The 23,658-nt window shown below is 68.3% G+C and carries 19 protein-coding genes and 1 riboswitch; of the genes, 9 read left to right on the forward strand and 10 right to left on the reverse strand.

All coding sequences use genetic code 11. The annotated features are described in order from the left end of the window. The first annotated feature begins 43 nt into the window (after positions 1-43). The gene (gene gph / locus Q5Z10_RS02555) at positions 44-715 is read left to right on the forward strand and encodes a phosphoglycolate phosphatase (RefSeq protein ID WP_303637788.1); all 672 of its coding nucleotides are present in this window, start codon (positions 44-46) and stop codon (positions 713-715) included. A gap of 70 nt (positions 716-785) precedes the next feature. Here gph and btuB read toward each other — a convergent pair whose 3' ends face one another. Further along, positions 786-2,627 (reverse strand): TonB-dependent vitamin B12 receptor, encoded by a 1,842-nt coding sequence (btuB, locus tag Q5Z10_RS02560; protein ID WP_303637789.1) that lies wholly within the window; start codon positions 2,625-2,627, stop codon positions 786-788. 117 nt (positions 2,628-2,744) lie between these two features. Next, a riboswitch (cobalamin riboswitch) is annotated at positions 2,745-2,965 on the reverse strand. A gap of 26 nt (positions 2,966-2,991) precedes the next feature. On the opposite strand from btuB, the gene Q5Z10_RS02565 reads away from it, so the two are divergent. Continuing rightward, entirely contained in the window at positions 2,992-4,152 is a 1,161-nt protein-coding gene (locus Q5Z10_RS02565; protein WP_303637790.1) for an acyltransferase family protein, read from the forward strand. Positions 4,153-4,283: 131 nt separating this feature from the next. After that, positions 4,284-4,862 (forward strand): histidine phosphatase family protein, encoded by a 579-nt coding sequence (locus Q5Z10_RS02570; RefSeq protein WP_303639127.1) that lies wholly within the window; start codon positions 4,284-4,286, stop codon positions 4,860-4,862. A gap of 66 nt (positions 4,863-4,928) precedes the next feature. Here the strand turns inward: Q5Z10_RS02570 and Q5Z10_RS02575 are convergent, their stop codons facing one another. Next, on the reverse strand, positions 4,929-5,291 hold the full coding sequence (locus Q5Z10_RS02575) for a TfoX/Sxy family protein (protein WP_303637791.1): 363 nt from the start codon (positions 5,289-5,291) through the stop codon (positions 4,929-4,931). After that, positions 5,288-5,770, reverse strand: coding sequence for a free L-methionine (R)-S-oxide reductase MsrC (msrC, locus tag Q5Z10_RS02580; protein ID WP_303637792.1), 483 nt, complete (start codon positions 5,768-5,770; stop codon positions 5,288-5,290). The genes Q5Z10_RS02575 and msrC overlap by 4 nt, the downstream gene beginning before the upstream one ends. Positions 5,771-5,835: 65 nt before the next feature. On the opposite strand from msrC, the gene bioD reads away from it, so the two are divergent. Beyond that, complete coding sequence (gene bioD / locus Q5Z10_RS02585; protein ID WP_303637793.1) at positions 5,836-6,522, forward strand: dethiobiotin synthase; 687 nt, start codon at positions 5,836-5,838, stop codon at positions 6,520-6,522. Between the two features lie 82 nt (positions 6,523-6,604). Here the strand turns inward: bioD and Q5Z10_RS02590 are convergent, their stop codons facing one another. The 4 genes from Q5Z10_RS02590 to msrB form a co-directional block, all read right to left on the reverse strand. Next, positions 6,605-8,047, reverse strand: a complete 1,443-nt coding sequence (locus Q5Z10_RS02590; RefSeq protein WP_303637794.1) for an aminotransferase-like domain-containing protein — start codon at positions 8,045-8,047, stop codon at positions 6,605-6,607. Positions 8,048-8,217: 170 nt separating this feature from the next. Further along, positions 8,218-8,955, reverse strand: coding sequence for a peptide-methionine (S)-S-oxide reductase MsrA (msrA, locus tag Q5Z10_RS02595; protein WP_303637795.1), 738 nt, complete (start codon positions 8,953-8,955; stop codon positions 8,218-8,220). Positions 8,956-8,969: 14 nt separating this feature from the next. Continuing rightward, complete coding sequence (locus Q5Z10_RS02600) at positions 8,970-10,739, reverse strand: cytochrome c biogenesis protein DipZ (protein WP_303637796.1); 1,770 nt, start codon at positions 10,737-10,739, stop codon at positions 8,970-8,972. A gap of 2 nt (positions 10,740-10,741) precedes the next feature. Further along, entirely contained in the window at positions 10,742-11,314 is a 573-nt protein-coding gene (gene msrB / locus Q5Z10_RS02605; RefSeq protein WP_303637797.1) for a peptide-methionine (R)-S-oxide reductase MsrB, read from the reverse strand. Positions 11,315-11,452: 138 nt separating this feature from the next. On the opposite strand from msrB, the gene Q5Z10_RS02610 reads away from it, so the two are divergent. Next, positions 11,453-12,172 carry a response regulator transcription factor gene (locus tag Q5Z10_RS02610; protein ID WP_303637798.1) on the forward strand — a complete coding sequence of 240 codons (720 nt, stop codon included), beginning with the start codon at positions 11,453-11,455 and terminating at the stop codon, positions 12,170-12,172. Continuing rightward, positions 12,169-13,641 carry a sensor histidine kinase gene (locus Q5Z10_RS02615; RefSeq protein WP_303637799.1) on the forward strand — a complete coding sequence of 491 codons (1,473 nt, stop codon included), beginning with the start codon at positions 12,169-12,171 and terminating at the stop codon, positions 13,639-13,641. Before Q5Z10_RS02610 ends, Q5Z10_RS02615 begins: the two co-directional genes overlap by 4 nt. Positions 13,642-13,872: 231 nt before the next feature. Here Q5Z10_RS02615 and Q5Z10_RS02620 read toward each other — a convergent pair whose 3' ends face one another. Beyond that, complete coding sequence (locus tag Q5Z10_RS02620) at positions 13,873-14,226, reverse strand: phasin family protein (RefSeq protein WP_303637800.1); 354 nt, start codon at positions 14,224-14,226, stop codon at positions 13,873-13,875. Positions 14,227-14,341: 115 nt separating this feature from the next. Then, positions 14,342-14,704 (reverse strand): 6-carboxytetrahydropterin synthase QueD, encoded by a 363-nt coding sequence (gene queD, locus Q5Z10_RS02625; RefSeq protein WP_303637801.1) that lies wholly within the window; start codon positions 14,702-14,704, stop codon positions 14,342-14,344. A gap of 193 nt (positions 14,705-14,897) precedes the next feature. Here queD and Q5Z10_RS02630 point away from each other — a divergent pair, with 193 nt between their 5' ends. Then, a complete protein-coding gene (locus tag Q5Z10_RS02630; RefSeq protein ID WP_303637802.1) occupies positions 14,898-17,537 on the forward strand; it encodes a TonB-dependent receptor in 2,640 nt (879 codons plus the stop codon). 62 nt (positions 17,538-17,599) lie between these two features. Beyond that, entirely contained in the window at positions 17,600-20,194 is a 2,595-nt protein-coding gene (locus Q5Z10_RS02635; protein WP_303637803.1) for a M14 family zinc carboxypeptidase, read from the forward strand. Positions 20,195-20,373: 179 nt separating this feature from the next. Here the strand turns inward: Q5Z10_RS02635 and Q5Z10_RS02640 are convergent, their stop codons facing one another. Beyond that, complete coding sequence (locus Q5Z10_RS02640) at positions 20,374-21,789, reverse strand: DEAD/DEAH box helicase (protein WP_303637804.1); 1,416 nt, start codon at positions 21,787-21,789, stop codon at positions 20,374-20,376. Between the two features lie 878 nt (positions 21,790-22,667). Here Q5Z10_RS02640 and Q5Z10_RS02645 point away from each other — a divergent pair. Beyond that, positions 22,668-23,657: a fumarylacetoacetate hydrolase family protein gene (locus Q5Z10_RS02645; RefSeq protein ID WP_303637805.1), complete on the forward strand. Its 990-nt coding sequence runs from the start codon at positions 22,668-22,670 to the stop codon at positions 23,655-23,657. Position 23,658 lies beyond the last annotated feature (1 nt).

The raw sequence follows: 23,658 nt of genomic DNA on the forward strand, positions 1-23,658 counted from the left end.
GCCGCGTACAATGGACGGCCCCACGTCGTACAGGTGCCGTCCCATGTCGTATCCCTATCCGTTGGTCGTGTTCGATCTCGATGGCACGCTGGTCGACAGCGCATCGGATATCGCCGAAGCGTTGAACCGCACGCTGGAGGACATCGGCGTGGCTCGGGTACCCGAGGCCACCGTGCTGGACTGGATCGGCGACGGTGTGCGGCGCCTGGTCGAACAGGCGCTGCACGCTGCCGGCCGCGAGGTCGATCTGGCGACGGTGATGCCGGGCTTCATGCTGCATTACCGCGAATGCCTGCTGCGCAGCCCGCGCCTGTTCGATGGCGTGACCGACGCACTGGCGCAGCTGCGGGCACGCCATGTGCCGCTGGCCATCTGCACCAACAAGCCCGCAGCGCTGGTGCCGCCGTTGCTGCAGCACCTGGGTATCGGTGATGCGTTCGCGCTGGTGCTGGGGGGGGATTCGCTGCCGCAGCGCAAGCCCAGTGGGGAGCCGCTGCGGCATATCGCGGCCCACTTCGGCCTGCCCGTGGCGCAGTGCCTGATGGTCGGCGATTCGCTGACCGACTACCGTGCGGCCGACGATGCCGGCATGCCGATCGCACTGGTGCGTTATGGCTATCCACGTGGCCTGGACCTGGACAACGCGAAGGCGGTGGCGGTGATCGACGATCTGCGCGAACTGCCGGGGTTGGCTGCCGACATTCGGACACCGTGAAGCGCTCGCCGGGCATGGCCCGGCGCTACCGATCCTGTCGATCGACGCCATGCGTCGATGGCGTGTTCTGCTATTTCGGCTGGTAACGCACGCTCAGCTGATACTCGCGACCGGGCTGGTTGAACCACGCCACGGTTTCGTAGCGGCGGTCGAACACATTGGCCGCGCGTGCCAGTACCGACCACGACGGCGTCAGCGCGTATTCCGCGCGCAGGTCCAGCGTGCCGTAGCCGGCCAGCTTCACCGCATTGGCGGCATCGTCGTAGCGCTTGCCGGCGCCCTGCACGGTCAGCCCAGCGCGGAAGTCGCCGAAGCGGCGGTCCACGTCCAGGCGCGCGGTCTGCTGTGCACGGCGCGGCAGCCAGTTGTCGAACTGCGTGCTGCCACGGGTGCGGTTGCGCGGGTCGGTGTAGCTCAGCTGGGCGTTGACATCGAAGCCGGCCAGCACGACGCCACCGGTCAGTTCGGCGCCGCGGATCCGTGCCTTCTCGATCTGCTGCATCCTGAAGGTTGCGGCGTCATAGGTGATCAGGTCATCGATGCGGGTTTCATACAGGTCCAGGCCCCAATGCCAGCCCTGGCCCTGCTGCGAGATGCCGATGTTGGCGCTCTTCGAGGTCTCCGGGTCCAGCGTCGGCACGCCACTCCACGGGTCGTACAGGTCGCTGAAGGTCGGTGCCTTGAAGGCGGTGCCATAGCTGGCGTTGATGCGCAGGCCATGAACCAGCGCCATCGCCCAGCCGAGGCTGCCGGTGGCGTGATTGCCGAACTGCGCATTGTCGTCATTGCGCGCACTGGCCTGCAGCTGGTGGCGGCCGAAGCGGGCCTGGTACTGCATGAACACACCGGTGTTGCGGCGGCTTTCGACCAGATAGCCTGCGCTGCTGCCATCCAGGTTGTCCTCGCTCCAGTCGACGCCGGCGCTCAGCAGCTGGCCGTCGGCCACGCCGATGTCGGCCTGCAGCGATGCACTGTCGCGGTGCGTCTGTGCGCTGCCGTGCGCGTCGAAATCACCGCGATTGTCCGATTCGTTGTCGCTGCGGCCGACATTGGCGGTCAGCGCCAGCCGTTCGGACGGGGTGTAGCGCAGCTTGCCGGCCAGCACCTGCTGGCGCGTTTCGGAGTAGTTGTAGTAGCCGTCGTAGTGGTTCTCGCCATCGGCGCGCAGCGCGCTGCCTTCCACGCTCCACTGCGGGCTGAAGGTGTAGCCGCCGCGCAGGCTCTTGGACACGTTGCGATAGCCATCGCGGTCGGGCTCATCGGCGAAGCAGCCGGCGAACAGCGTGGCCGAGCCCCGGCAGGCGTCGATGCCATCCGAGTGCTGGTAGGCAATGTCGGCGCCGAACCAGCCGCGCTCGGTGCCGCCACCGATGCCGCCACTGGCTTCACGCAGGCCGTTGCTGCCGCCACCGAGCTGGAAGTGCGGTGCGAAGTCGCCCTGGTTGCGGCGGGTGAAGATCTGGATCACGCCGCCGATGGCATCGGCGCCGTACAGGCTGGACTGGGGGCCGCGCACGATTTCCACGCGCTCGATCTGCGCCAGCGGCAGGTCCTGGTACATCGCCAGGCCGAGGTCGGCGCTGTTGATGCGCACGCCATCCACCAGTACCACGGTGTGCGAGGAATTGGTGCCGCGCAGGAACAGCGAGCTCTGCTTGCCCAGGCCGCCGGCGTTGGTCAGGTTGATGCCGGCACGGCCCTGCAGCAGTTCCTGCAGCGAGGTCGCCTGGCTGGATTCGATCTGGGCGCGGTCGATCACCTGTGCCGGCGCGATGCTGTCCTGCAGGGCGATGGGGGTGCGGGTGGCGGTGACCAGCACCTGGTCCAGGTCGGCGGTGCCTGCATCGGCGCGGGCCAGCGCGGGCAGGGCGGCCAGCATGGCCAGTGACAACACGGAAATCTGCAGCTTCATCGGGGGGACTCCAGGTGCCGCGCACGCCCGCGCGGCGAAGGGGAGGAGTCGCAGGGACAGGCAAGCGCCGACGCGACGGCGATCGCCATGCGCGTCCAGCGCCATGCCCACCGCATCGCGACCTGAGGCTTCCGGGCCGGTCTCCGGGCTCGCCGCCAGGTGGCGCGAGGCCACCGTCCAGGCGCCTTCCCATGCCTGCGGCACAGTGGCGGGTTGCCTGGAACTGACGTGCTTACCGTTGCGGGGGCAGCGCCGGCATGGCGTGTTGCCACGCGTCACCGGCTTCCCGTTTCAACCTGCCGGCAGGGCCGCAGGTCACCTGGAAGTGCGCGCAGTCTACGGCATCACCAGCTGGTAGAGTGAGGTGGTCACCTGCTCGCCCGTTGGAAATTGGATGATGGTTGCAAAGGACCGCCTGCAGTTCCTCGATTCACTTCGGGGCTTGGCTGCCGTGTATGTCGTGTTGTTCCACGTACAGTCGATGCCGGCGCCGGCGCTGCCCGTGGCGGGCTGGTTGTTGCCGATACTGCAGCTGGGGGCCACCGGCGTCGCCCTGTTCTTCGTGATCAGCGCGTTCTCGCTGTGCTACACCCTCCCTCGCCACCAGGCCAGCGGTCGGCCGTTGCTGAGTTTCTATCTGCACCGGTTCCTGCGCATCGCTCCGCTGTTCTACGTCCTGCTGGCATTCTCTGTTTTCAGGGATGGCCGGGGCAGTCATGCCGGTCATCCCTGGGCCGAGATCGTCGCCAATGCCACCTTTACCTTCAATCTGTTCCCCGGCTGGGAGCAGGGCATCGTCTGGGCCAGCTGGGCGGTGGGCGTGGAAATGCTGTTCTATGCCATCTTCCCCGCGCTGATCCTGCTGGTGAACAACGGCCGGAGAGCGTGGATCCTGCTGTTGTGCCTGCTGGGTCTGGCAGCGTTGGCAGGCAACGGCTGGCTGGGCGCACGCGCAGCCGCATCGCTGGGGGGGTATGGCTGGCTGAGGCACGGGCCGGTGTTTGCGATGGGCCTGGTGGCCTTCCACATGCACAGCGCACTTTCGCGGTTGGCGCCGGCGCCGGCGCGGCGGTGGGGGATGGCGTTGAACATCACCGGCGCGCTGATACTGCTGCTGGTCGTGACGGGGATCGTGGGTGGATGGAGCGGCGCCGGTCAATGGCAGCTGACCGGCCTGGGCTATCTGGCGCTGTTGCTCGGCTGCTCGCAATGCCCCCCACGCTGGCTGGTCAATCGCACGACGGCCTGGCTGGGCACGGTGAGCTATTCGCTCTACCTCGGTCATCCGATCGTGATTGCCGTGCTGGGGCCGGTGTTCGGCCGCGTACTCGGCGTGACCGGTGAGGGAACAGCCGGTTATCTGGTATGTGCCGCAGTGGTCCTGGCGGTGTCGCTGCCGCTGGCCGCGCTGGGGCACCGCTGCGTTGAAGCGCCGATGATACGGCTGGGCAAGCGCATGATGGCGTCATTGTCCGTGCCTCGCGCAGGCCTTCGTTCCGGACCGGCGGAGAGTGGGCCACGCTAGAATGGTGCGCCCCGCTGCGGGGATGCTGTCTGGAAGTGAGTCGTGCCCATGATGTTGCTGCAATCGTCGACCTGTCCCACGCGCTGCGCGTGCCCGCCCCGGGGCCGCCCCATGCGCGCGGTTCCCGCGCCATGATCCTCGACCTGGTCCGTCATGCCGGCAACGGTCGTGATGAATTCCTCGATGGCCGCAGCGATCCCCCCCAGCTGGCCCGCCTGCCACAGGAGCTGGTCGAGGCCTACGCCGGCCAGCACTGGGAACGGGTGATCAGTTCGCCACGCCTGCGTTCCCTGCATACGGCAATGGCCTTGGCCACCCCGCGCGGGCTGGACGTGGAGTCGGACGAGGAGTGGGAGGAACTGGATTTCGGCGATTGGGACGGGCAGTCGCTGTTCGATCTGCCGGAGGACGCGCTGGCCGCCTTCCATGCCGATCCGCATTCGTTCCCGCCGCCCAACGGCGAAAGCTGGGGCCACTTCGAACGGCGCATCGCGCGCGCGCTGGATCGCCTGCTGGATGACGATGATCCACCGCCGACGGTGGTGGTCAGCCACGGCGGCCCGTTGCGCATGGTGCTGTCGCAGGTGTGTGGCCTGCCGATGTCGTTGTGCTGGGCGCTGCGTATCGACCACGGCACGCGTCTGCGCGTCCGGCTGGAACGCGCTGACGTCGGGCTGGTCGGTGAACTGCTGGAACTGCAGCAGCCGTGAGTGCACTCGCCGGGCGTGGCCCGGCGCTACCGGTCCGGTGCGCCCTGTGTGGCGCCGGGCCGTGCATCAGTCCTCGTCGGCGTACCCGGGCGCGCTGTCTTCGGCGTCATCGTCGGCGTCGAAGCGCTGCTCATGCACCGGGCCCGATGCCGGGCCGGCGGCTTTCAGCGGGTGTGCGGCGATGCGCGCTTCGTAGTCCTGCACGAGCGCCTCGCGCTGGGGCTCGCTGAGTTCCTGCCAATGGCAGTCCAGCAGCGCGCCTTCCAGCGAGTACAGCAGGTTCAGGCTGGGCTTGAAGCCGGCGCGCTTGACCTTGACGAATGCGCCGACCGCCCCGGTGGCGACCAGATCCTCGCGGCTGCGCAGGCCCACCTGACGCAGCCACGCCGCACTCTTGGGCCCGATGTTGCGCAGCTTGGCCGCGCTCATCCCAGGGCCTCGACGAACACACGGGCAATCGCTTCCAGACCTGCCTGGTCGTCGGCATCGAAGCGGCCGATCCGGGGGCTGTCGATGTCGAACACGCCGATCAGTTCATCACCGCGGACCAGCGGTACCACCAGCTCCGAGCGCGAGGCCGAATCACAGGCGATGTGGCCCGGGAACGCATCCACATCGTCGATGCGCTGGGTGACCCGCTGGCTGGCCGCGGCACCGCACACGCCCTTGTCCAGCGGAATGCGCACGCAGGCCGGCAGGCCCTGGAACGGGCCGACCACCAGCTCCTTGCCGTCATAGAGGTAGAAGCCCACCCAGTTCAGGTCGGGCAGGGCGTGGTAGACCAGCGCCGAGAGGTTGGCCGCATTGGCGATGCGGTCGGACTCGTCGTAGACCAGGCCACGGGCCTGTTCCAGCAGCTGGGCGTATTGTTCCGGCTTGCTGCCGGTGAGCGAGGCATTGGCGAACATGACCGCAGTCTAGCAAGCACGTGGGGCCGGCGATAATGCAGCCCCGCCATCCGCTGGAGCCGTCGATGTCCTTGCCTGCCACGCTGCCGCCTGCCCTGTTCGTCACGGGCACCGATACCGAGATCGGCAAGACCGCCGCCAGCACCGCCCTGCTGCATGCGCTGCGGCACCGTGGTCTGCGTGCGGTGGGCATGAAGCCGGTGGCCAGCGGCAGCCAGGATCTGGGCCAGGGCCTGCGCAACGAGGATGCCCTGGCGCTGCAGGCGGCCAGCTGGCCGGTGCCGGACTATGCCGACCTCAACCCCTACGCGCTGCGGCAGCCGCTGGCGCCTGAACTGGCCGCCGCCGAGGATGGCGTACGCATCGAGCTGGCACCAATCGTGGCTGCGTTCGAGCGCCTGCGGGCGCAGGCCGATGTGGTGGTGGTGGAAGGCGTTGGAGGATGGCTGGCGCCACTGTCGGCGCAGCTGGATCAGCTCGACCTGGTGCGCGCCCTGCGGCTGCCGGTGGTGCTGGTGGTCGGCATGCGGCTGGGCTGCGTCAACCACGCCCGGCTGACCCTGCAGGCACTGCAGGCCGCTGGCGTGGCCTGCGCGGGGTGGATCGGCAACCACGTCGATCCGGCGATGCAGCGCCAGGATGAGAACTTCGCCACGCTGCAGCAGCGCCTGCCGATGCCGTGCTGGGGCCGGCTGCCGCATCTGCCGGGTGCCAGGGGCGAAGCGCTGGGCGCGCATCTGCACAGCACGTGATGGTTGCGCCGGGCCATGCCCGGCGAGCGCGCAGCGCGGCGCCCGGGGAAGCCCACAGGCAGGGCCCGGCACTGCCGCTCCATCAGCGCGCTGCCAGTTCCCGCGCGATCGCGCCCAGGCGCTCCACCGCGCTGACGAAGCGCGCGTCCAGGGCCTGGCAGCACGACAGCCGCAGGCAGTGCCGGTAACGCGCGCCGCGCGAATACACCTGCCCAGGCATGAACACGATGTCCTCCTGCAGGGCCCGCTCGAACAGCTCGCGGGTATCCACGCCCGGCAGCTCGAGCCACAGCAGGAAGCCGCCCTGCGGCTCGGTCGCGCAGGTTCCCGCCGGGAAATGCTCGGCCACCAGCTGGCGCAGGCGGCCGACCTGCTCGCGGTACAGCCGGCGCATCCGATGCAGGTGGTGTTCGTAGCTGCCCGCTTCCAGATAGGCGGCGACCGCATCGCCGAGCAGCTGCGGCTCGCCACCGGTGGACTGGAACTTGAGCAGGGCGATGCGCTCGGCGAAGCGGCCGCCATCGAGCCAGCCGATCCGGTAGTCCGGCGCCAGGGTCTTGGAGAAACCGCCCACCACCATCACCCAGCCATCGCGGTCGAAGGCTTTCAGCAAAGGTGCCGGCGGTTCACTGAACTGCAGCTCGGCATACACCGCATCTTCGATGAGCGGCAGCTGGCGCGCGTTGACCAGCTCGGCCAGCCGTCGCTTGGCGTCGACCGGCATGGTGCAGCCCAGCGGGTTGTGCACGGTCGGCATCACCACCAGCGCGGCCAGCGGCGTGTGCTCCAGCAGCGCGTCCAGCGCATCCACGTCCAGACCGTGCTGCGGGTGGGTGGGCAGCTCGATCGGTTGCAGGCCGAGGGTACTCAGCAAGGGATACAGGTTGAAGTACGAGGGCGCTTCAATGCCGACCGCATCACCGGGCCGGGTCACCGCACGCAGTGCCAGCTGCAGCGCCTCCATGGCGCCGTGGGTCAGCAGCAGCCGATCGGCGTGGGTGTGCAGGCCCAGCCGTGGGCCGCGCCGCACGATCTGCGCCAGCAGGCGTGGCGAGCCGTTCGGGCGCGCATAGGTTTCCACCGTCTGCAGGCCATGCCGCAACACCTGTGCGGTGTGCCGGGCCAGCTGCGCACCAGGATAGAACTGGCGTCCGCGCGGCCCGGCAAAGGCCAGGTCGATGACCCCCGGGCGCCGCTGCGCTTCCAGCACGCGTGCCATCAGGGCCTGCTGCAGCGGCGCGGTGGGCGCCGACGGTGCATCGCGCAGCGACCGCTGCGGGGCCGACAGTCGCGGCGCGACTTCGAACCCGGCCTTGGGCCGTGGAATGACCAGGCCGGCGTCTTCCAGCTGGCGATACGCCGCGATCACGGTGTTCAGGCTGAGCTGCCGCTGCGAGGCCATCTGCCGCAGCGAGGGCAGGCGGCTGCCGACTGGAAGGCGCCCGCCATGGATGGCTTCAGCCAGCTCATCGGACAGCCGCTGGTAGCGGGGAGGAATCATCGAGGTGCTGTCTTCTGTATCCATCGAACTGGCCCGCGCCTGATGCTGTACCCATGATGCTGGCGAGCCTAGCATGGGTCTGTCGGGCGGACCTGATCGGGGCCGTATCGATACTTCCCATGCGCACGGCCCAGTGGCCGTGCGTCTTTTTTTGCATGGGCCCGCCGGGCATGGCCCGGCGCTACCCGACCGGTTCAGCGCATCGGCACCAGCGCCGCATCGCGCCGGTAGAGCGCCGGGAACTGCCGGCCCAGTGCCGCCAGCTTCGGTGCGTCGTAGTAGCGGATGTAGGCTGCCTGCGGGTAGTTGGCCATGTAGTTCTGGTGGTAGCTTTCGGCCGGGTAGAAGCGCTGGCCGCTGGCCACCTGGGTCACGATCGGTGCCCGGTAGCTGCCGGCCTGGCGCAGCTGCTCGATGTACGCGCGGCTGGCTGCCTGCTGGCGCGGGTCGTCGCTGAAGATCGCCGACCGGTACTGGCTGCCGTGGTCGGGGCCCTGGCGGTTGAGCTGGGTCGGGTCGTGCACCACCGAGAAGAACACCTGCATCAATTGCCCGTAGCTCACCTGGCGCGGGTCGTAGTCCACCTTGACTGCTTCGGCATGGCCGGTACGGCCGCTGGCAACGCGCTCGTAACGGGCGTCGGCGGCGCTGCCGCCCACGTAGCCGGACACCGCGTTGCTGACCCCTTTGACGTGCTGGAACACACCCTGCACGCCCCAGAAGCAGCCGCCGGCAAACACCACGCTGGCGTGCGTGGCGTCATCGCCGAACGCGGCGTCGCCGCTGGGTGCGGGCAGCGCCTGCTGCTGCGCGCTGGCCTCGGCAGGCGCCGCCATCGCGCCGTGGTCGACCAGCAACACGCCAGCGATCAGCGCGGTGGCCACCAGCGCAGCGACGCCAGCGGCAACACCTTGTTCGAATGAGAGTTTCATCATGTCCTCCTGGTTCAACCGAAGGTGAAGGCATAGGCCTGCACGCCCGCATCGAGGAACTCGATCTCGAAGCGGTGCGGCCCGACGGCGCCGCGCTGGCGGATCAGCTGGTAGAGCCGGTGCTCGCTGACCGTGCCGCTGCCGTCGGCGCCCACGTCGCTGCCGGCATCGGCGGCGGGCAGCGGCTTGCCGTCCAGCCACACGCGGAAGCGCACCGGGGTGCCGGCCGACGCCGGTGCCAGCACCAGGTGCAGGTCGCGGGCATGGAACTGGAAGCCGATGCGGCCGCCCGGCTGCTGCAGTTGTGCGGCTTCATCGCTGATCGCCCAGCGTCCCTGCAGGCCCCACTGGTTCAGCGCCAGCGTGGCCGGCAGGGTGTAGTCGAACGCGGCATCGCTGCGCTGGCCGCCGGGCGAGGCGAACTGTTCGGCGCGGGCATGGCCCAGGTAGGTTTCCGGCGAGCGCAGGTTGCCCATGTCCGCCTGCGTGGCCACGCCCTGCAGATCGCCGGCGGCGGGGTCGGCCGGCGGCGGCAGCGCGGTCTGCCCGGCCTCGGTCAGCAGCCGCCGGATCACCTGTTCGGAGTGGGCGTAGTTGCCCTCGCCGAACTGATGGCCGCGGATGTTGCCCTCGGCATCGACGAAGTAGTGCGCCGGCCAGTAGCGGTTGTTGAAAGCACGCCAGATCGCGTACTGGTTGTCGAGCGCCACCGGGTACGTGACCTTCAGCTGCTGCACCGCCTTCATCACGTTGCGCGGGTCGCGTTCGAAGGCGAACTCCGGCGTGTGCACGCCGATCACCACCAGCCCATGGTCGCGGTAGCGCTGCGCCCACTCGTGCACGAACGGCATCGCCCGCAGGCAGTTGATGCAGGAGTAGGTCCAGAAGTCGATCAGCACCACCTTGCCACGCAGCTGTTCGCGGCTCAGCGGCGGGCTGTTCAGCCAGCCGGTGGCGCCGTCCAGTGCAGGCAGCGTGCCTTCCATCGGCAGCGGTGCATCGGCACCGGCAGTCGCACCGGCCATCATCATCATCGGCGGTGCGGCCGGCTGTGCGCCCGGCACCGCGTCCAGCAGACCCTGCTCGATGCGTGCGGTGCTGACCGCGGACAGGCGGGTCAGCAGCCCGGTATCCCAGCCCAGACCGATCGCCACCACCGCCAGCAGGGCCGCGACGCCGAGTACGCGGCGCACCACGTTCCCCAGGCCCAGTCGCGCCTGCAGGGCACGGAACACGCGCCCGCCGACCCAGACCGCCAGCGCCAGCGCGGTGATCGCACCCAGCGCATAGGCCAGCAGCAACGCGCTGGTGCCGACGCTGGCCCCATTGAGCGCGGCGCCGGTCAGCACCAGGCCCAGGATCGGGCCGGCACACGGTGCCCACAGCAGTCCGGTGGCAATGCCGATCAGCAGTGAGGTCCACGCGCCGCCGCGACCGGCGGCGTCAGCCGCATCGGCACGCGCGCTCAGTCGTGCCCCGATGCGTTGCACGGGCGCCAGCAGGTGGTCGGCCAGGGTCGGCCACAACAGCGCCACCGCGAACACCGCCATCAGCACCAGCGCCACCCAGCGCCCGATCTGGTTGGCCTGGGCCACCCATTGGCTGCCGACCGCGGCCAGGCTGGCGACCACGGTGAAGGTCAGCGCCATGCCGATCAGCAACGGCAGGGTGCTGCGCACGAACGGACGGTCAGCGCGTGCGAACACGAACGGCAGCACCGGCAGGATGCACGGGCTGAGCAGGGTCAGTACACCGCCAAGATAGGCCAGCAGCAACAGCAGCATCATCAGGCTCCAGAAGTGGGGGTCGCACCGAGCGGCACGCGCCAGCCGCCGGCGGGGTCCTGCTGCGCCGCGCCGGGCTGGAACAGCAGGGCTGCACCGTTCATGCAGTAGCGCAGGCCGGTCGGGCGCGGGCCGTCGTTGAACACGTGACCCAGGTGGCCGCCACAGCGGCGGCAATGCGCTTCCACCCGCAGCATGCCGAAGCTGGTGTCACGATCCTCGCCGACGGCGTTGTGCAGGGGCGCCCAGAAGCTGGGCCAGCCGGTGCCGCTCTCGAACTTGGTGGACGAGGAGAACAGCGGCAGCGCACAGCCGGCACAGGTGAAGGTGCCCTGCCGGTGTTCCTTGTTGAGCGGACTGCTCCACGGACGCTCGGTCGCCTGCTGGCGCAGCACCGCGTACTGGGCCGGCGTGAGCAGGCGGCGCCAGTCGGCGTCGCTGTGCTGGACCTCGAACTGCGTGGAAGCGCCTGCAGCGGCGGCCGGCGCAGCCCGGCTGCACGCGGCCAGCCCGAACAGGCCAGCGGCGGTGGCAAGACCACCCAGGCCCAGCAGATGGCGGCGGGTGAGGGTCATGGTGAACTCCTGCAAGGGGCGACGGGGCCATGCTGCGCCCGCGCCGGTCAACGAATCCTCACGCAGGATTCAATTTTCCGTGAGGTATCGCCGCCGTTCCCGCGCCACAATGCAACCGAGCCCCCACTGGCCAGCCCGATGTCCTGCAAACGTGTCCTGATCGTCGAAGACGACGCCCATATCGCCGACCTGCTGCGCATGCACCTGGGTGACGAAGGCTATGAGGTCGCGCATGCCGCCAGCGGCGATGCCGGCCTGCGCCTGATCGAACAGGACGGTCCATGGGACGCGCTGGTGCTGGATGTGATGCTGCCCGGCGTGGACGGTCTGCAGGTCTGCCAGCGCGCGCGTGCGATGGCGCGCTATGTGCCGATCATCATCATCAGTGCGCGCGGCAGCGAAACCCAGCGCATCGTCGGCCTCGAACTGGGCGCCGACGACTACCTGGCCAAACCCTTCTCGATGCCCGAACTGGTGGCGCGTGTACGTGCACTGCTGCGTCGTGCCGAGGCGATGGCGCAGAACGCGCGCATCGATGCCGGTGCAATCGAACTGGGCGGGCTGCGTCTGGACCCGGTCGCGCGCACCGCGTCGGTTGATGGCAATGCGCTGGAGCTGACCCCGCGCGAGTTCGAACTGCTGCTGTTCTTCGCGCGCCATCCCGACCAGGTATTCGCGCGGATGGAACTGCTCAACCAGGTATGGGGCTACCAGCACGACGGCTACGAGCACACGGTCAATACCCACATCAACCGGCTGCGCAGCAAGATCGAGGCCGACCCGGCCAATCCGCGGCGGCTGCTGACGGTGTGGGGGCGGGGGTACAAGCTGGTCGACCCGGCCGGGGCCGCCGCATGATCACGCCCAACCTGTGGCAGAAACTGGCGCTGGTGATGTCGGCGCTGATGCTGACCTGCTGCATGGCACTGCTGGCCTGGCAGATGCGCACCAACACCCGCCACGAGCAGGAAGTGGTGCAGCGGCTGTCGCTGGGCCTGGCCGAGCACATTGCCCAGCGCAGCGAGCTGATGGACACCAGCGGCATGCGCGATGCAGCGGTGCGCGCGCTGTTCGGGCAGCTGATGGCGGTCAACCCCAGCGTCGAGGTGTACCTGCTGGACGAGCAGGGCCGCATTCTTGGCCACGATGCACCGAGCGGGCACCTGCTGCGCACCCGGGTGGACGTTGCGCCGCTGCGGCAGTTGCTGGCCGGCGCGCCGCTGCCGATTCTCGGCGACGATCCGCGCAGCGCTGCGGGACGCAAGGTGTTCAGTGTCGCTCCCCTGGTCGTGCAGGGGCGACAGGCCGGGTATGTGTATGTGGTGCTGGTGGGAGAGCACCGGCAGATGCTGGCCGACGATCTGGCGGCTGGCAGCCAGTGGCATACCACCCTGTGGTCGGTACTGCTGGTGGGCGGGCTGGGCCTGCTGGCCGGCCTGGTCGCGTTCTACTGGGTGACCCGGCCGCTGCGCCAGCTGACCCGGCGCATCCAGGCCTTCGACATCGATGCGCCGCCGCCCTTGCCGGCACCGGCGCCGCTGCGCGCCGGCGAGCGTGACGAACTGAAGATCCTGGAACACGCCCACGCGCAGATGGCGCAGCGGCTCGGCGAGCAGTGGCAGCAGCTGCGCCAGCAGGACCTGCAGCGGCGCGAACTGGTGGCCAACATCTCCCATGACCTGCGCACGCCCTTGTCATCGCTGCATGGCTATCTGGAGACGCTGGCACTGAAAGAGGCCACGCTGTCGCCGGACGAGCGCCGTCGCTACCTGGGCATTGCGCTGGCCCAGAGCGCCAAGGTCGGCCGGCTGGCCCGCGCGCTGTTCGAACTGGCGCGGCTGGAACACGGCGAGGTACGGCTGGAGTGGGAGGTGTTCGCGCTGCCGGAGCTGCTGCAGGACGTGCTGCAGAAATTCGAACTGTCCGCGCAGGCCCGCGGTCAGCGCCTGCGCGCGGATTTCCCGCCGGGCCTGCCGCTGGTCCGCGCTGACCTGGGGCTGGTCGAGCGGGTGCTGACCAACCTGCTCGACAATGCACTGCGGCATGCGCCGGACGGGGGCCAGGTGCAGGTGCGGCTGGCTGCCACCGCAGACAGCGTCGAGGTCAGCGTGGCCGATGATGGTCCGGGGGTGGACGCAGCGCTGCGCGCGCAGTTGTTCCAGGCGCCGGCGGCACTGGGGTCACGGCGCGGCGAGAATGGCGGGCTGGGCCTGCTGATCGTGCAGCGCATCGTGCAGCTGCATGGGCGCCGCATCGAACTGCGCGACAGCGAGCAGGGCGCGCTGTTCGTGTTCGCGCTGCCGCGTGCCGATGCCGAGGCCAGCTAGGCGGTTTGCGTTGCCGCTGCCGGGCGGCTGTCCCGCAGCCGGCGCGCGTAGTGCCACCCTCAGGTTCAGCAGGATGAGCGCAGCGGCGGGGCCCACCCGTTCGTGGCGCAGCCAGACGGCGAAGCGCTCGGCAATCCAGGCGCCAGATAAAAAAAGACCCGGCAGAGGGAGGGATCTGCCGGGTCCGGATTGCACGGGGGGAGGGACCCATGCAATGAGCGTTGCGTCGCGTCAGTGGCTGTTGCCGTCCGCGTCCGCCGTTGATTCGTTGTAGCCCTGCACCAGGTCCGACCAGGCCTTGCCCGCCTGCAGGCCCAGCTCGGCCACGTCCTGCTGCGCCTGGCCCAGCCGCTGCAGGTTGTCCTGCCACAGCTGCGTGGCCTTGGGCAGCAGCGCGGCGGGATCCTCGCTGCGGGCCAGTTCACCCAGCCAGCCGCCGGTGGCGGTCAGCGAGCGCTCCAGGGCCTTCAACTGCACACCAAACATGCTTTCCGCATTCTCCAGCGCCAGCCGGTTCGCACGCGTGGCTGCCGCCGCGAATCCGCGGGTGGCATCACTGAAGCGATCGGCGAAGGCTGCGGCCATGACGGCGTCGGAAGCGGTTGATGCAATGCAGCATACGCCGATCATGCGGCAATGCAACAAAAATCACCCGGGTGCCATCCTCACCTGATGAAACGCTTTCAGATCAAGGGCTTGATCAGCCCGCGGGACCGCGGTAGCGGCAGCCGGACGTGCAGGTTTCGTGCACCGTAATCTCACTCAGCGCGGGCAGGGCCGGCTTGAGCTCGTTCCAGATCCACACTGCCAGGTTCTCGCTGGTCGGGTTCTCCAGGCCGGGAATGTCATTGAGATAGTGATGGTCCAGACGCTCGTAGATCGGCTGGAAGGCCGCCTTCACGTCGCCGAAGTCCATGATCCAGCCGGTCTGGGCGCCCGGCTCGCCCTCCACCTTCAACTCCACCCGGAACGAGTGGCCGTGCAGGCGCGCGCACTTGTGCCCCGGCGGCACATTGGGGAGGCGATGCGCCGCCTCGAGCATGAAGACTTTGAAGATTTCCATGGCGGCAATTGTACGCCGCACTGTCGCCTCTGGCCGGGCGGCTGTTTCGTAGGTGTGAAGAAATTCTTTCCATCCGGATGAAGGATGATAGTTTCTCTTATATCCGTATGAAGAGATGTTATTGGCCGGGGCCCGGTCAGGCATGGATTACTGCGGAACTTACGTCGTCCTTCCACTACCTCCCCACATCGTCATGCCCCAGCACACCCTGCTCGTGGCGGCCCTGGCCGCCGCTCTGGCCGCGCCTTTGTCTGCCGCCGCCGAATCCTCCGCCGATGCCAGTGGCGAGGCCAGCACCCTGGCCGCCGTGCGCGTCACCGGCTCCAACATCAAACGTGCCGACACCGAGGCCTCCAATCCGGTGCAGGTGATCGCCCGCCAGCAGCTGGAGCAGACCGGCAAGGCCACGGTCGCCGACGTGCTGCGCTCGATCTCGGCCAACACCGGCAACGCCAGCAACGAAACCACCAACAATGGCTGGGCTTCGGGCTCGGCCGGCATCGGCCTGCGCGGTCTGTCGCAGAAGAACACGCTGGTGCTGCTCAATGGCCGCCGCCTGGCCAACTACGGGTTCCCGGCCGGTGGCCTGTCGGACACCTTCGTCGATCTCAACGCGCTGCCGCTGGTCGCGGTGGAGCGCATCGAAGTCCTCAAGGACGGCGCATCGGCGGTGTACGGCAGCGACGCGGTGGCCGGCGTGGTCAACATCATCACCCGGCAGAGCTTCGAAGGCGCCGAGATCGGCGGCAGCTTCGGCGGTGCCGACCAGGGCGGCCTGCACGAACAGAACCTGAAGTTCGTCGGCGGCCTCGGTGACCTGGACACGGATGGCTACAACATCCTCTTCAGCCTGCAGGGCTACAACCGCGAGCGCCTGGACCAGGACGAGCGCAACCTGACCAAGAGCGGCATCTACAGCGACCAGCCCGGCGGCCGCTGGAACGGCTGGTCGGCCAAGGGCGCGCGCTATCTGGTCAACGGCGTCTCGGTACCGATGCTGGATGCCAACGGCAACTGCCCCACCGGCACCACCCGAGTGGCCAGCGCCCCGATCGATGGCCTGGCCGGCGATACCTGCGGCTTCAACCAGGCGCCGTACACCACGCTGATTCCCTCCACCAAGCGCTACCAGGCCTATGCCAACGGCACCTTCCGCCTCGGCGACAACGTCGAAGCCTTCGGCGAAGTGCTGTACAGCCAGATCAAGAGCGCGGCGTGGTTCGGCAGCAGCCCGTTCTTCACCCTGGAAAGCGGGCGCTTCGCACTGAACGCGCAGACCGGTCTGGCCGAGCCGGTGTCGTCCAGCCTGCCGGCCAGCAACCCCTACAACCCGTACGGTCGTGCGGTGCCGATCGAATACACCTTCTTCGACCTCGGCGGCACCATCAAGACCAACCGTTCCACCGCCTACCGCGGTGTGTTCGGCCTGCGCGGCAACACCGAGAAGTGGGACTGGGAAGTGGCCGCGTTCGGCGCGCGCAGCAGCGAGCGCGAAAGCGTGTCGGGTGGCTTCGCCAACCGCTGGGCGCTGGCCGATGCGCTGGCCAGTGGCAGCTACAACCTGCTGAACCCGGCCGCCACGCCGCAGTCGGTCCGCGATTCGATCAACATCGCCACCCTGCGTCCGGCCGAATCGGTGCTGCAGGGCATCGATGCGAAGATTTCCGGCAGCCTCGGCCGCACCTGGGCCGGCGACATCGGTTTTGCCGCCGGTGCCGAGTGGCGCCGCGAGAAGCTGGATTCCAACAACCCGTGGCAGATCGACGCCGGCCTGCAGGTGCGCCCGGCCATTGCCGAAGTGCATGGCGAACGCAAGGTCAGCGCCGCGTATGCCGAGGTCAACGTGCCGTTGGCCTCGACCCTGGAACTGTCCGCCGCTGCGCGTGCCGACCACTACGATGACTTCGGCGACGCGTTCTCACCCAAGCTGGGCCTGCGCTGGCAGCCGCTGGATTTCCTGCTGGTGCGCGCCTCGGCCTCGAAGGGCTTCCGTGCGCCGTCGCTGTCGGAGAACTCCAACAGCACCAGCATCGCCTACGGCAGCGTGGTCGATCCGCGTGATCCGGACGTGCCGGGCTCGCGGCAGAACCCGACCTTCTTCACCGTCGGCAACAGCGACCTGAAGCCGGAGCGCACCAAGAGCCTGAACTTCGGCGTGGTGCTGTCGCCGTGGGCGAACACCAACCTCAGCATCGACTACTACCGCATCCAGCTGGACAACCTGGTCGGTACCAACAACACCCAGACCCTGGTCAACGACAACGTGGCCGGTGCGGTGCAGCGCGATGAACGCGGCAAGCTGCAGGCCGTGTTCAACCGTTACCAGAACCTGAGCGAGCTGAAGACCTCGGGCATCGACGTCGAGCTGCGCCAGCGCATCCCGACCACCGCCTTCGGCGACTTCACCGTGTCGTCGGCCTATACCCACGTGCGCGACTATCGCCGTCCGACCGTGGTCGGCGGCCCGCTGGTGGACTACGCCGGCAGCAATCTCGGTGCCACCCTGCCGAAGAACAAGGCCACCACCACGCTGGACTGGAAGTACAGCGACTACACCGCTGCGGTCACCTGGTACTACACCAGCGGCTATGACCAGAAGGCCAGCACCGCCGCCACGGCGGTGCAGGACCGTGTCGATGCCTACAACCAGTTCGACCTGTACCTGGCCTACAGCGGGATCGACAACCTGACCGTGTACGCCAAGGTACAGAACCTGGGCGACAAGACGCCGCCGTACGACGCGTCGTTCCCGGGCATCCGCGCGCCGTACGACTTCAGCCAGTACGACCTGCGCGGCCGCTACTTCACGCTGGGCTTCGATTACCGCTTCTGATCCACACCGCACAGCCGGCCACCCCGTGTGGCCGGCTGCGTTGTCTTTCCCGGGGAGTCACCGTGTCCTTTCACCGCCGTGCCGTTCTACCGCTGCTGCTGGTCGCCGCCACTGCCCTGGCCTCGCCGCCGCCGGCGCAGGCCCAGAGTGCATACTTCTTTCCGCAGGCCACCGAGGCCGCCGCGTTCGATGCCGCCATTCCCACGCCCGAGCAGTTTCTCGGTTACCCGATCGGCAGCCGCTATACCCGGCATGACCAGCTGGTGGCCTATTTCCAGGAACTGGCCCGGCACTCGGACACGATCCGCGTGCAGGAGATCGGGCGCAGCTATGAAGGCCGACCGCTGCTGATCGCCACCGTCACCGCCGCCAGCAACCACGCGCGGCTGCAGCAGATCCGCCAGCAGCATGCCACCCTGGTCGATCCGGCGCAGCCGCGCAGCGCCGCCGCCGACAGCCCGGTGGTGGTGTGGCTGGGCTACAGCGTGCACGGCAACGAAACCTCCAGCGCGGAAGCGGCGATGCTCACCGCCTACTACCTGGTGGCCAACCGCAGCGCCGAAACCCGGCAATGGCTGCAGCAGGCGGTGGTGCTGTTCGACCCGGCGCAGAATCCCGATGGCCGTGATCGTGCCGCCAACTGGCACAACGCCTGGGCGTCCGATCCGGCGTCGGCCGATCCGGCCGACAAGGAACACGTCGAACCCTTCCCGCAGGGTCGTACCAACCACTACTTCACCGATCTCAACCGCGACTGGCTGGCACTGACCCAGCAGGAGTCGCGGCCGAAGCTCGAGGTCTTCCACCAGTGGTACCCGAACGTACAGATCGATTTCCACGAGATGGGCAAGGACAGCACGTACTACTTCGAACCCTCGCCGAAGAGCATGCACAGCCCGTTGGTTCCGGTGGCATCGTACGAGTTCAACAAGACCCTGGCCCGCTACCACGCGCAGGCGCTCGATGCGCTGGGTTCGCTGTACTACACCGGTGAGAATTTCGACAATTTCTCGCCGGTGTACGGCTCTACCTACCCTGATTTCCACGGCGCGGTCGGCGTCACCGTTGAACAGGCCAGTTCGCGTGGCCGCGTGCAGGAGTCGGTCAACGGCCTGCTGACCTTCCCCTTCACCATCCGCAACCAGGTGGCCACCGGCCTGGGCACGGTGCGCGGTGCGGTGAGCGAGCGCAACGGCCTGTTCGATCTGCAGAAGCAGTTCTTCCAGAGCGCGCTGAAGCAGGCAGCACAGCAGCCGGTGAAAAGCTTCGTGTTCGGCGATGCGCACGATCCGGCATTGACCCGGCGCCTGCTGGAGCTACTGCTGCTGCACCGGATCGAGGTGCGCGCGCTGGACCGCGACATCACGGTGGAGGGCCAGCACTTCACTGCCGGCACGGCCTATGTGGTGCCGGTGCAGCAGGCGCAGTTCCGGCTGGTGCATTCGATCTTCGCCGAGACGCCGCCGATCAAGGGCGACGTGTTCTACGGCAGCACCAGCTACGCGATCGCGCCGGCCTATGGCGTGGCGTTCGCCGGCAGTCGCGGCCGGATCGACGGCGGCGCACGGGTCGCCGGGCTGCCGCCGCTGCAGGGCGGCGTGGCCGGCGGCCAGGCTGGCTTTGCGTATGTGATCGACTGGCGCGACTACAACGCTGGCCGCGCGCTGGCGGCGCTGCAGGCCAAAGGGCTCTCCACGCGTGCCGCGTTCCAGGCGTTCACTGCCAGCACCGCGCAGGGCGGGACCACCTTTGCCGCTGGCAGCATCGTGGTGCCCGTCGCAGGGCAGCCGCTGCACGGCGATGCTCTGCTCGAGGCGGTATCCCGCGCGGCACGCGATGCCGGCGTACAGGTGCATGCGCTGTCCAGCGGGCGCAGCCAGGAAGGCATCGATCTGGGCAGCGATGGTGTCAAGGCACTGCGCAGGCCGACGGTGGCCCTGGTGATGGGGGAGGGCGTGTCAGCGACCGAGATCGGGTCTGCCTGGTTCCTGCTGGACCAGCAGCTGCGGTTGCCGGCCAGCAAGCTGGACCCGCAGCAGTTGGGCACGCTGCCGTTGGATCGCTACACCACCCTCGTGCTGGCTGGTGGCACCTATACCCATGTGGACGCGGCTGCCGTGGCCGCACTGAAGCGCTGGGTGCAGGCTGGCGGCTCGCTGCTGACCTACGGCAGTGCCTCCAAGTGGGCGATCGAGCAGAAGCTGGCCGAGGGCGAGACGCTGGGCAAGGACGAACAGGCCAGCGGCGCGGCGCGTCGTGCGTTCGGCGACCAGCGTGACATCGCGGCGATCGAACGGGTCAGCGGCAACATCCTCAGCGCCGATGTGGACACCACCCATCCCTTGGCATTCGGCGTGCCACGCCGGCAGCTGGCGATCAACAAGGAGAACACGGTGACGCTGCAGCCGAGTTCGAATGCGTTCTCCACGGTGGTGCGGATCGACACCACGCCGCGGGTGAACGGGTACCTGTCCGAGCGCAACCGCGACCGGGTGGCGGGCAGTGCGTGGCTGCTGGTGTCGGCGCAGGGGCAGGGCAACGTGATCCTGTTCGCCGATGACCCGGCACATCGCAAGTACTGGCACGGGACCGATCGCCTGCTGATCAACGCGATCTTCTTCGGGAATCTGGTGAATCCGGCGAAAGCGCGGGGTTGAGGCGTTTGGTGCCTTGGATGACACGTGTGGGGGAGTTCCCCCGCTCCCCACCGCTCCCGCACGACCTACCGCAGGCTCTGGAATTCTCCGGGCAGCCAGCAACAAAAAAGGGACGGCGCGTCAGCGCCGTCCCCCGATAGCCCCCGCACTGCGGGAAGCGCCATCCCTGCCAGCAGCAATCAGCCGGCGCGACCGCCGCCGTTGCCACCCTGGCCGCGGCCACGGCCGCCACCATTGCCGCCGCCGCCGCGACGCTGGCCCTGGCCGGCGCCAGCACGCTGCTGGCCATTGCCGCCGCCTTCGCGACGACCGCCGCCGGACTTCTTCGGACCGGCATGCGCATGGCGCGGTGCATCGCCGTGCGGACGGCGGGCGTGGGTCTTGCGCGGTGCGCGCTCACCGGTATCGGCCTCGGCCTTGCCCGGCGCGCTGTTGCCCCAGCGGATCGGCACCTGCAGCTCGAAGCCCGGCACATCGCGGATGTCCATGTCACGGCCGAGCAGGCGCACGATCGCCCGCAGCAGCTTCACTTCATCCTGCGCGACCAGCGAGATCGCCTGGCCGGTGGCGCCGTTGCGGCCGGTGCGGCCGATGCGGTGCACGTAGTCCTCGGCCACCATCGGCAGATCGAAGTTGATCACCTTCGGCAGTTCGTTGATGTCGATACCGCGCGCGGCGATGTCGGTGGCGACCAGCACGGTCACCCGGCCGGCCTTGAAGTCGCCCAGCGCACGCAGGCGCTGGCCCTGGCTCTTGTTGCCGTGGATCGCCGCGGTCTTGATGCCGGACTTCTCCAGGAACGCGGCCAGCTTGTCGCTGCCGTGCTTGGTGCGGGCGAACACCAGGGTCTGCTCACGGCTGTCCTGCGCCAGCAGGTGCAGCAGCAGGTCGCGCTTGCGGCCGCCATCGACCGGATGCACGCGGTGGGTGATGGTCTCGGCGACGGTGTTCTTCGGCGTGACCTGGATCTGCTCCGGGTTGCGCATGAACTCCAGCGCCAGCTGGCGGATGTTGTCCTCGAAGGTGGCCGAGAACAGCAGGGTCTGCCGGTTCTGCTTGGGCAGCTTGGCCAGGATGCGCTTGATCGACGGCAGGAAGCCCATGTCGAGCATGCGGTCGGCTTCGTCCAGCACCAGCAGTTCAATGCCGGACAGGTCGATGCTGCGACGCTCCAGGTGGTCGATCAGGCGGCCCGGGCAGGCCACCAGCAGGTCCACGCCACGGCGCAGGATGTCCAGCTGGTTGCCCATGCCGACGCCGCCGTAGATGCAGGCGCTGGGGATGCGCAGGTACTTGCTGTAGCCGCGCAGGCTGTCATGCACCTGGGTGGCCAGCTCGCGGGTCGGGGCCAGGATTAAGGCGCGCGGCTTGCGCGGGCCGGAGCGCACTTCCTGCGAAGCGGTGCCCAGGTGCTGCAGCAGCGGCAGGCCGAACGCCGCGGTCTTGCCGGTACCGGTCTGTGCGCCGGCCAGCAGGTCGCGCCCGGCCAGCACCAGCGGAATCGCCTGCTGCTGGATCGGGGTGGGGGTTTCGTAGCCCTGCTCGGCGAGCGCACGCAGCAGGAAGGGCGCAAGGCCCAGGGATTCAAAAGACATCGAGATTGCTCCAAGTACAGTTGACGCCTGTCCGAACGGACAGACGGGGGCAGATCACACTGATCGGCTGACTCGGAGCGTTCCCGTGAACCGCGCTGCGAGAATTGGGTGCAGCCGACGCGGAGCGCAGGCTGGAATGCGTGACGAACGGCGTCGGAGTGGGGGCGGGCGACGGGGCGGACCCCGGACGCCGGCGATCCCGGAGGGAAACGGACGGCCGCTGCAGACCCTGCAAGTCTAAACGATGTTTGAGACTTCACGCAAAAAGGCCTGTTCAGGTTGGGGGGGTCTCTGCAGGGCTGCGCCCTGCACCTGCAGAGGCCGAAGCAACGTCAACGTCCAAAGCTGGTGTCCTGAGGGGTGGCGGGGTGGGTCCGGCTGAGGGGGACGCCGTAAATACGTCCATGTAGGCTCGGTCGCGGCATCCCTGCCGCTCACGCCCCCTCAACCGGACCCACCCCGCCTTCGACAGTTTTCCGCGATCTGTCAGATCTCATTCGATTTATCTCGTTGTTTGACGGATTTCGACGATGAATGATGCGGATGTTCAATCCGTCATCGGGAAACTGCCGGGGGTGGGGCGGTGTGGGTGGACAGGACCGTTGGCGCCATGGATGGCGCCATCGAGCCCCCATGGATGGGTTTACGGCGTGTCCTGCCCACCCACACCGCCCCGCCCAACTCACAGACAACCCAGAGCCGGCTGTTGCTGTTGCTTTGGCTTTGGCTTTGGCTTTGGCTTGAAGAGCAGGTGCAGGGCTGCAAGCCCTGCGAACCCCCTCCTGCGGTAGGGTGGGCCGATGCCGCGCTGCAGCTTGGCGCCGCCGCGCATTTGATTACACTTGAAACTTGTTTGCCCACGACTCCGGACACACCCCATGAAGCTTGGTTCTTTGAAGGAAGGCGGCCGCGACGGCACCTTGATCGTCGTCTCGCGCGACCTGCGCCACGGCGTTCGCGCCACCGGCATCGCCGCGACCCTGCAGCAGGCCCTGGAAGACTGGAGCCATGTCGCGCCGCGCCTGAACGCCCTGTCCGATTCACTGAACGCCGGCGATGCCGACGGCGTCTTCGATATGGACCCGCAGGCACTGGCTGCACCGTTGCCGCGCGCCTATGAGTTCGTCGATGGCAGCGCCTACCTGCCGCACGTCGAGCGCGTGCGCCGGGCCCGTGGCGCCGAGGTGCCGGAGAGCTTCTATACCGATCCGCTGATGTACCAGGCCACCAGCGCCGGCTTCTACGGCCCGCGCGACGCGGTGCGGGTGGTCAGCGAGGAGTACGGCATCGACCTGGAAGCGGAGCTGGTGGTGATCACCGACGACGTGCCGATGGCTGCCAGCGCCGAACAGGCCGCCGGCCACATCCAGCTGATCGGCCTGGTCAACGACGTATCACTGCGCAACCTGATTCCCGGCGAACTGGCCAAGGGCTTCGGTTTCCTGCAGTCCAAGCCGCGCTCGGCGCTGTCGCCGGTGTTCGTCACCCCTGATGAGCTGGGGGATGCCTGGCAGGACAGCAAGGTCCACCTGCCGCTGCTGACCCACATCAACGGGCAGTGGTTCGGCGCCCCCGAAGCCGGCGTGGACATGCAGTTCAACTTCGCGCAGCTGGTCGCACACGCGGCCAGGACCCGTCCGCTCGGTGCCGGCACCATCGTCGGCTCGGGCACCATCGCCAACGAAGACACCAGCAAGGGCGCATCCTGCTTCGCCGAGCAGCGCGTGGTGGAAACCCTCCGCGACGGCAAGCCGAGCACGCCGTTCATGTCCTTCGGCGATGTGGTGCGTATCGAGATGCTCGACGCTGCCGGCAACAGCATCTTCGGTGCGATCGAACAGCGCATCGAACAGGCGGCCAGGTCCTGAG

The sequence above is a fragment of the Stenotrophomonas sp. 704A1 genome (assembly GCF_030549525.1).
Lineage (GTDB): Bacteria > Pseudomonadota > Gammaproteobacteria > Xanthomonadales > Xanthomonadaceae > Stenotrophomonas > Stenotrophomonas tuberculopleuritidis.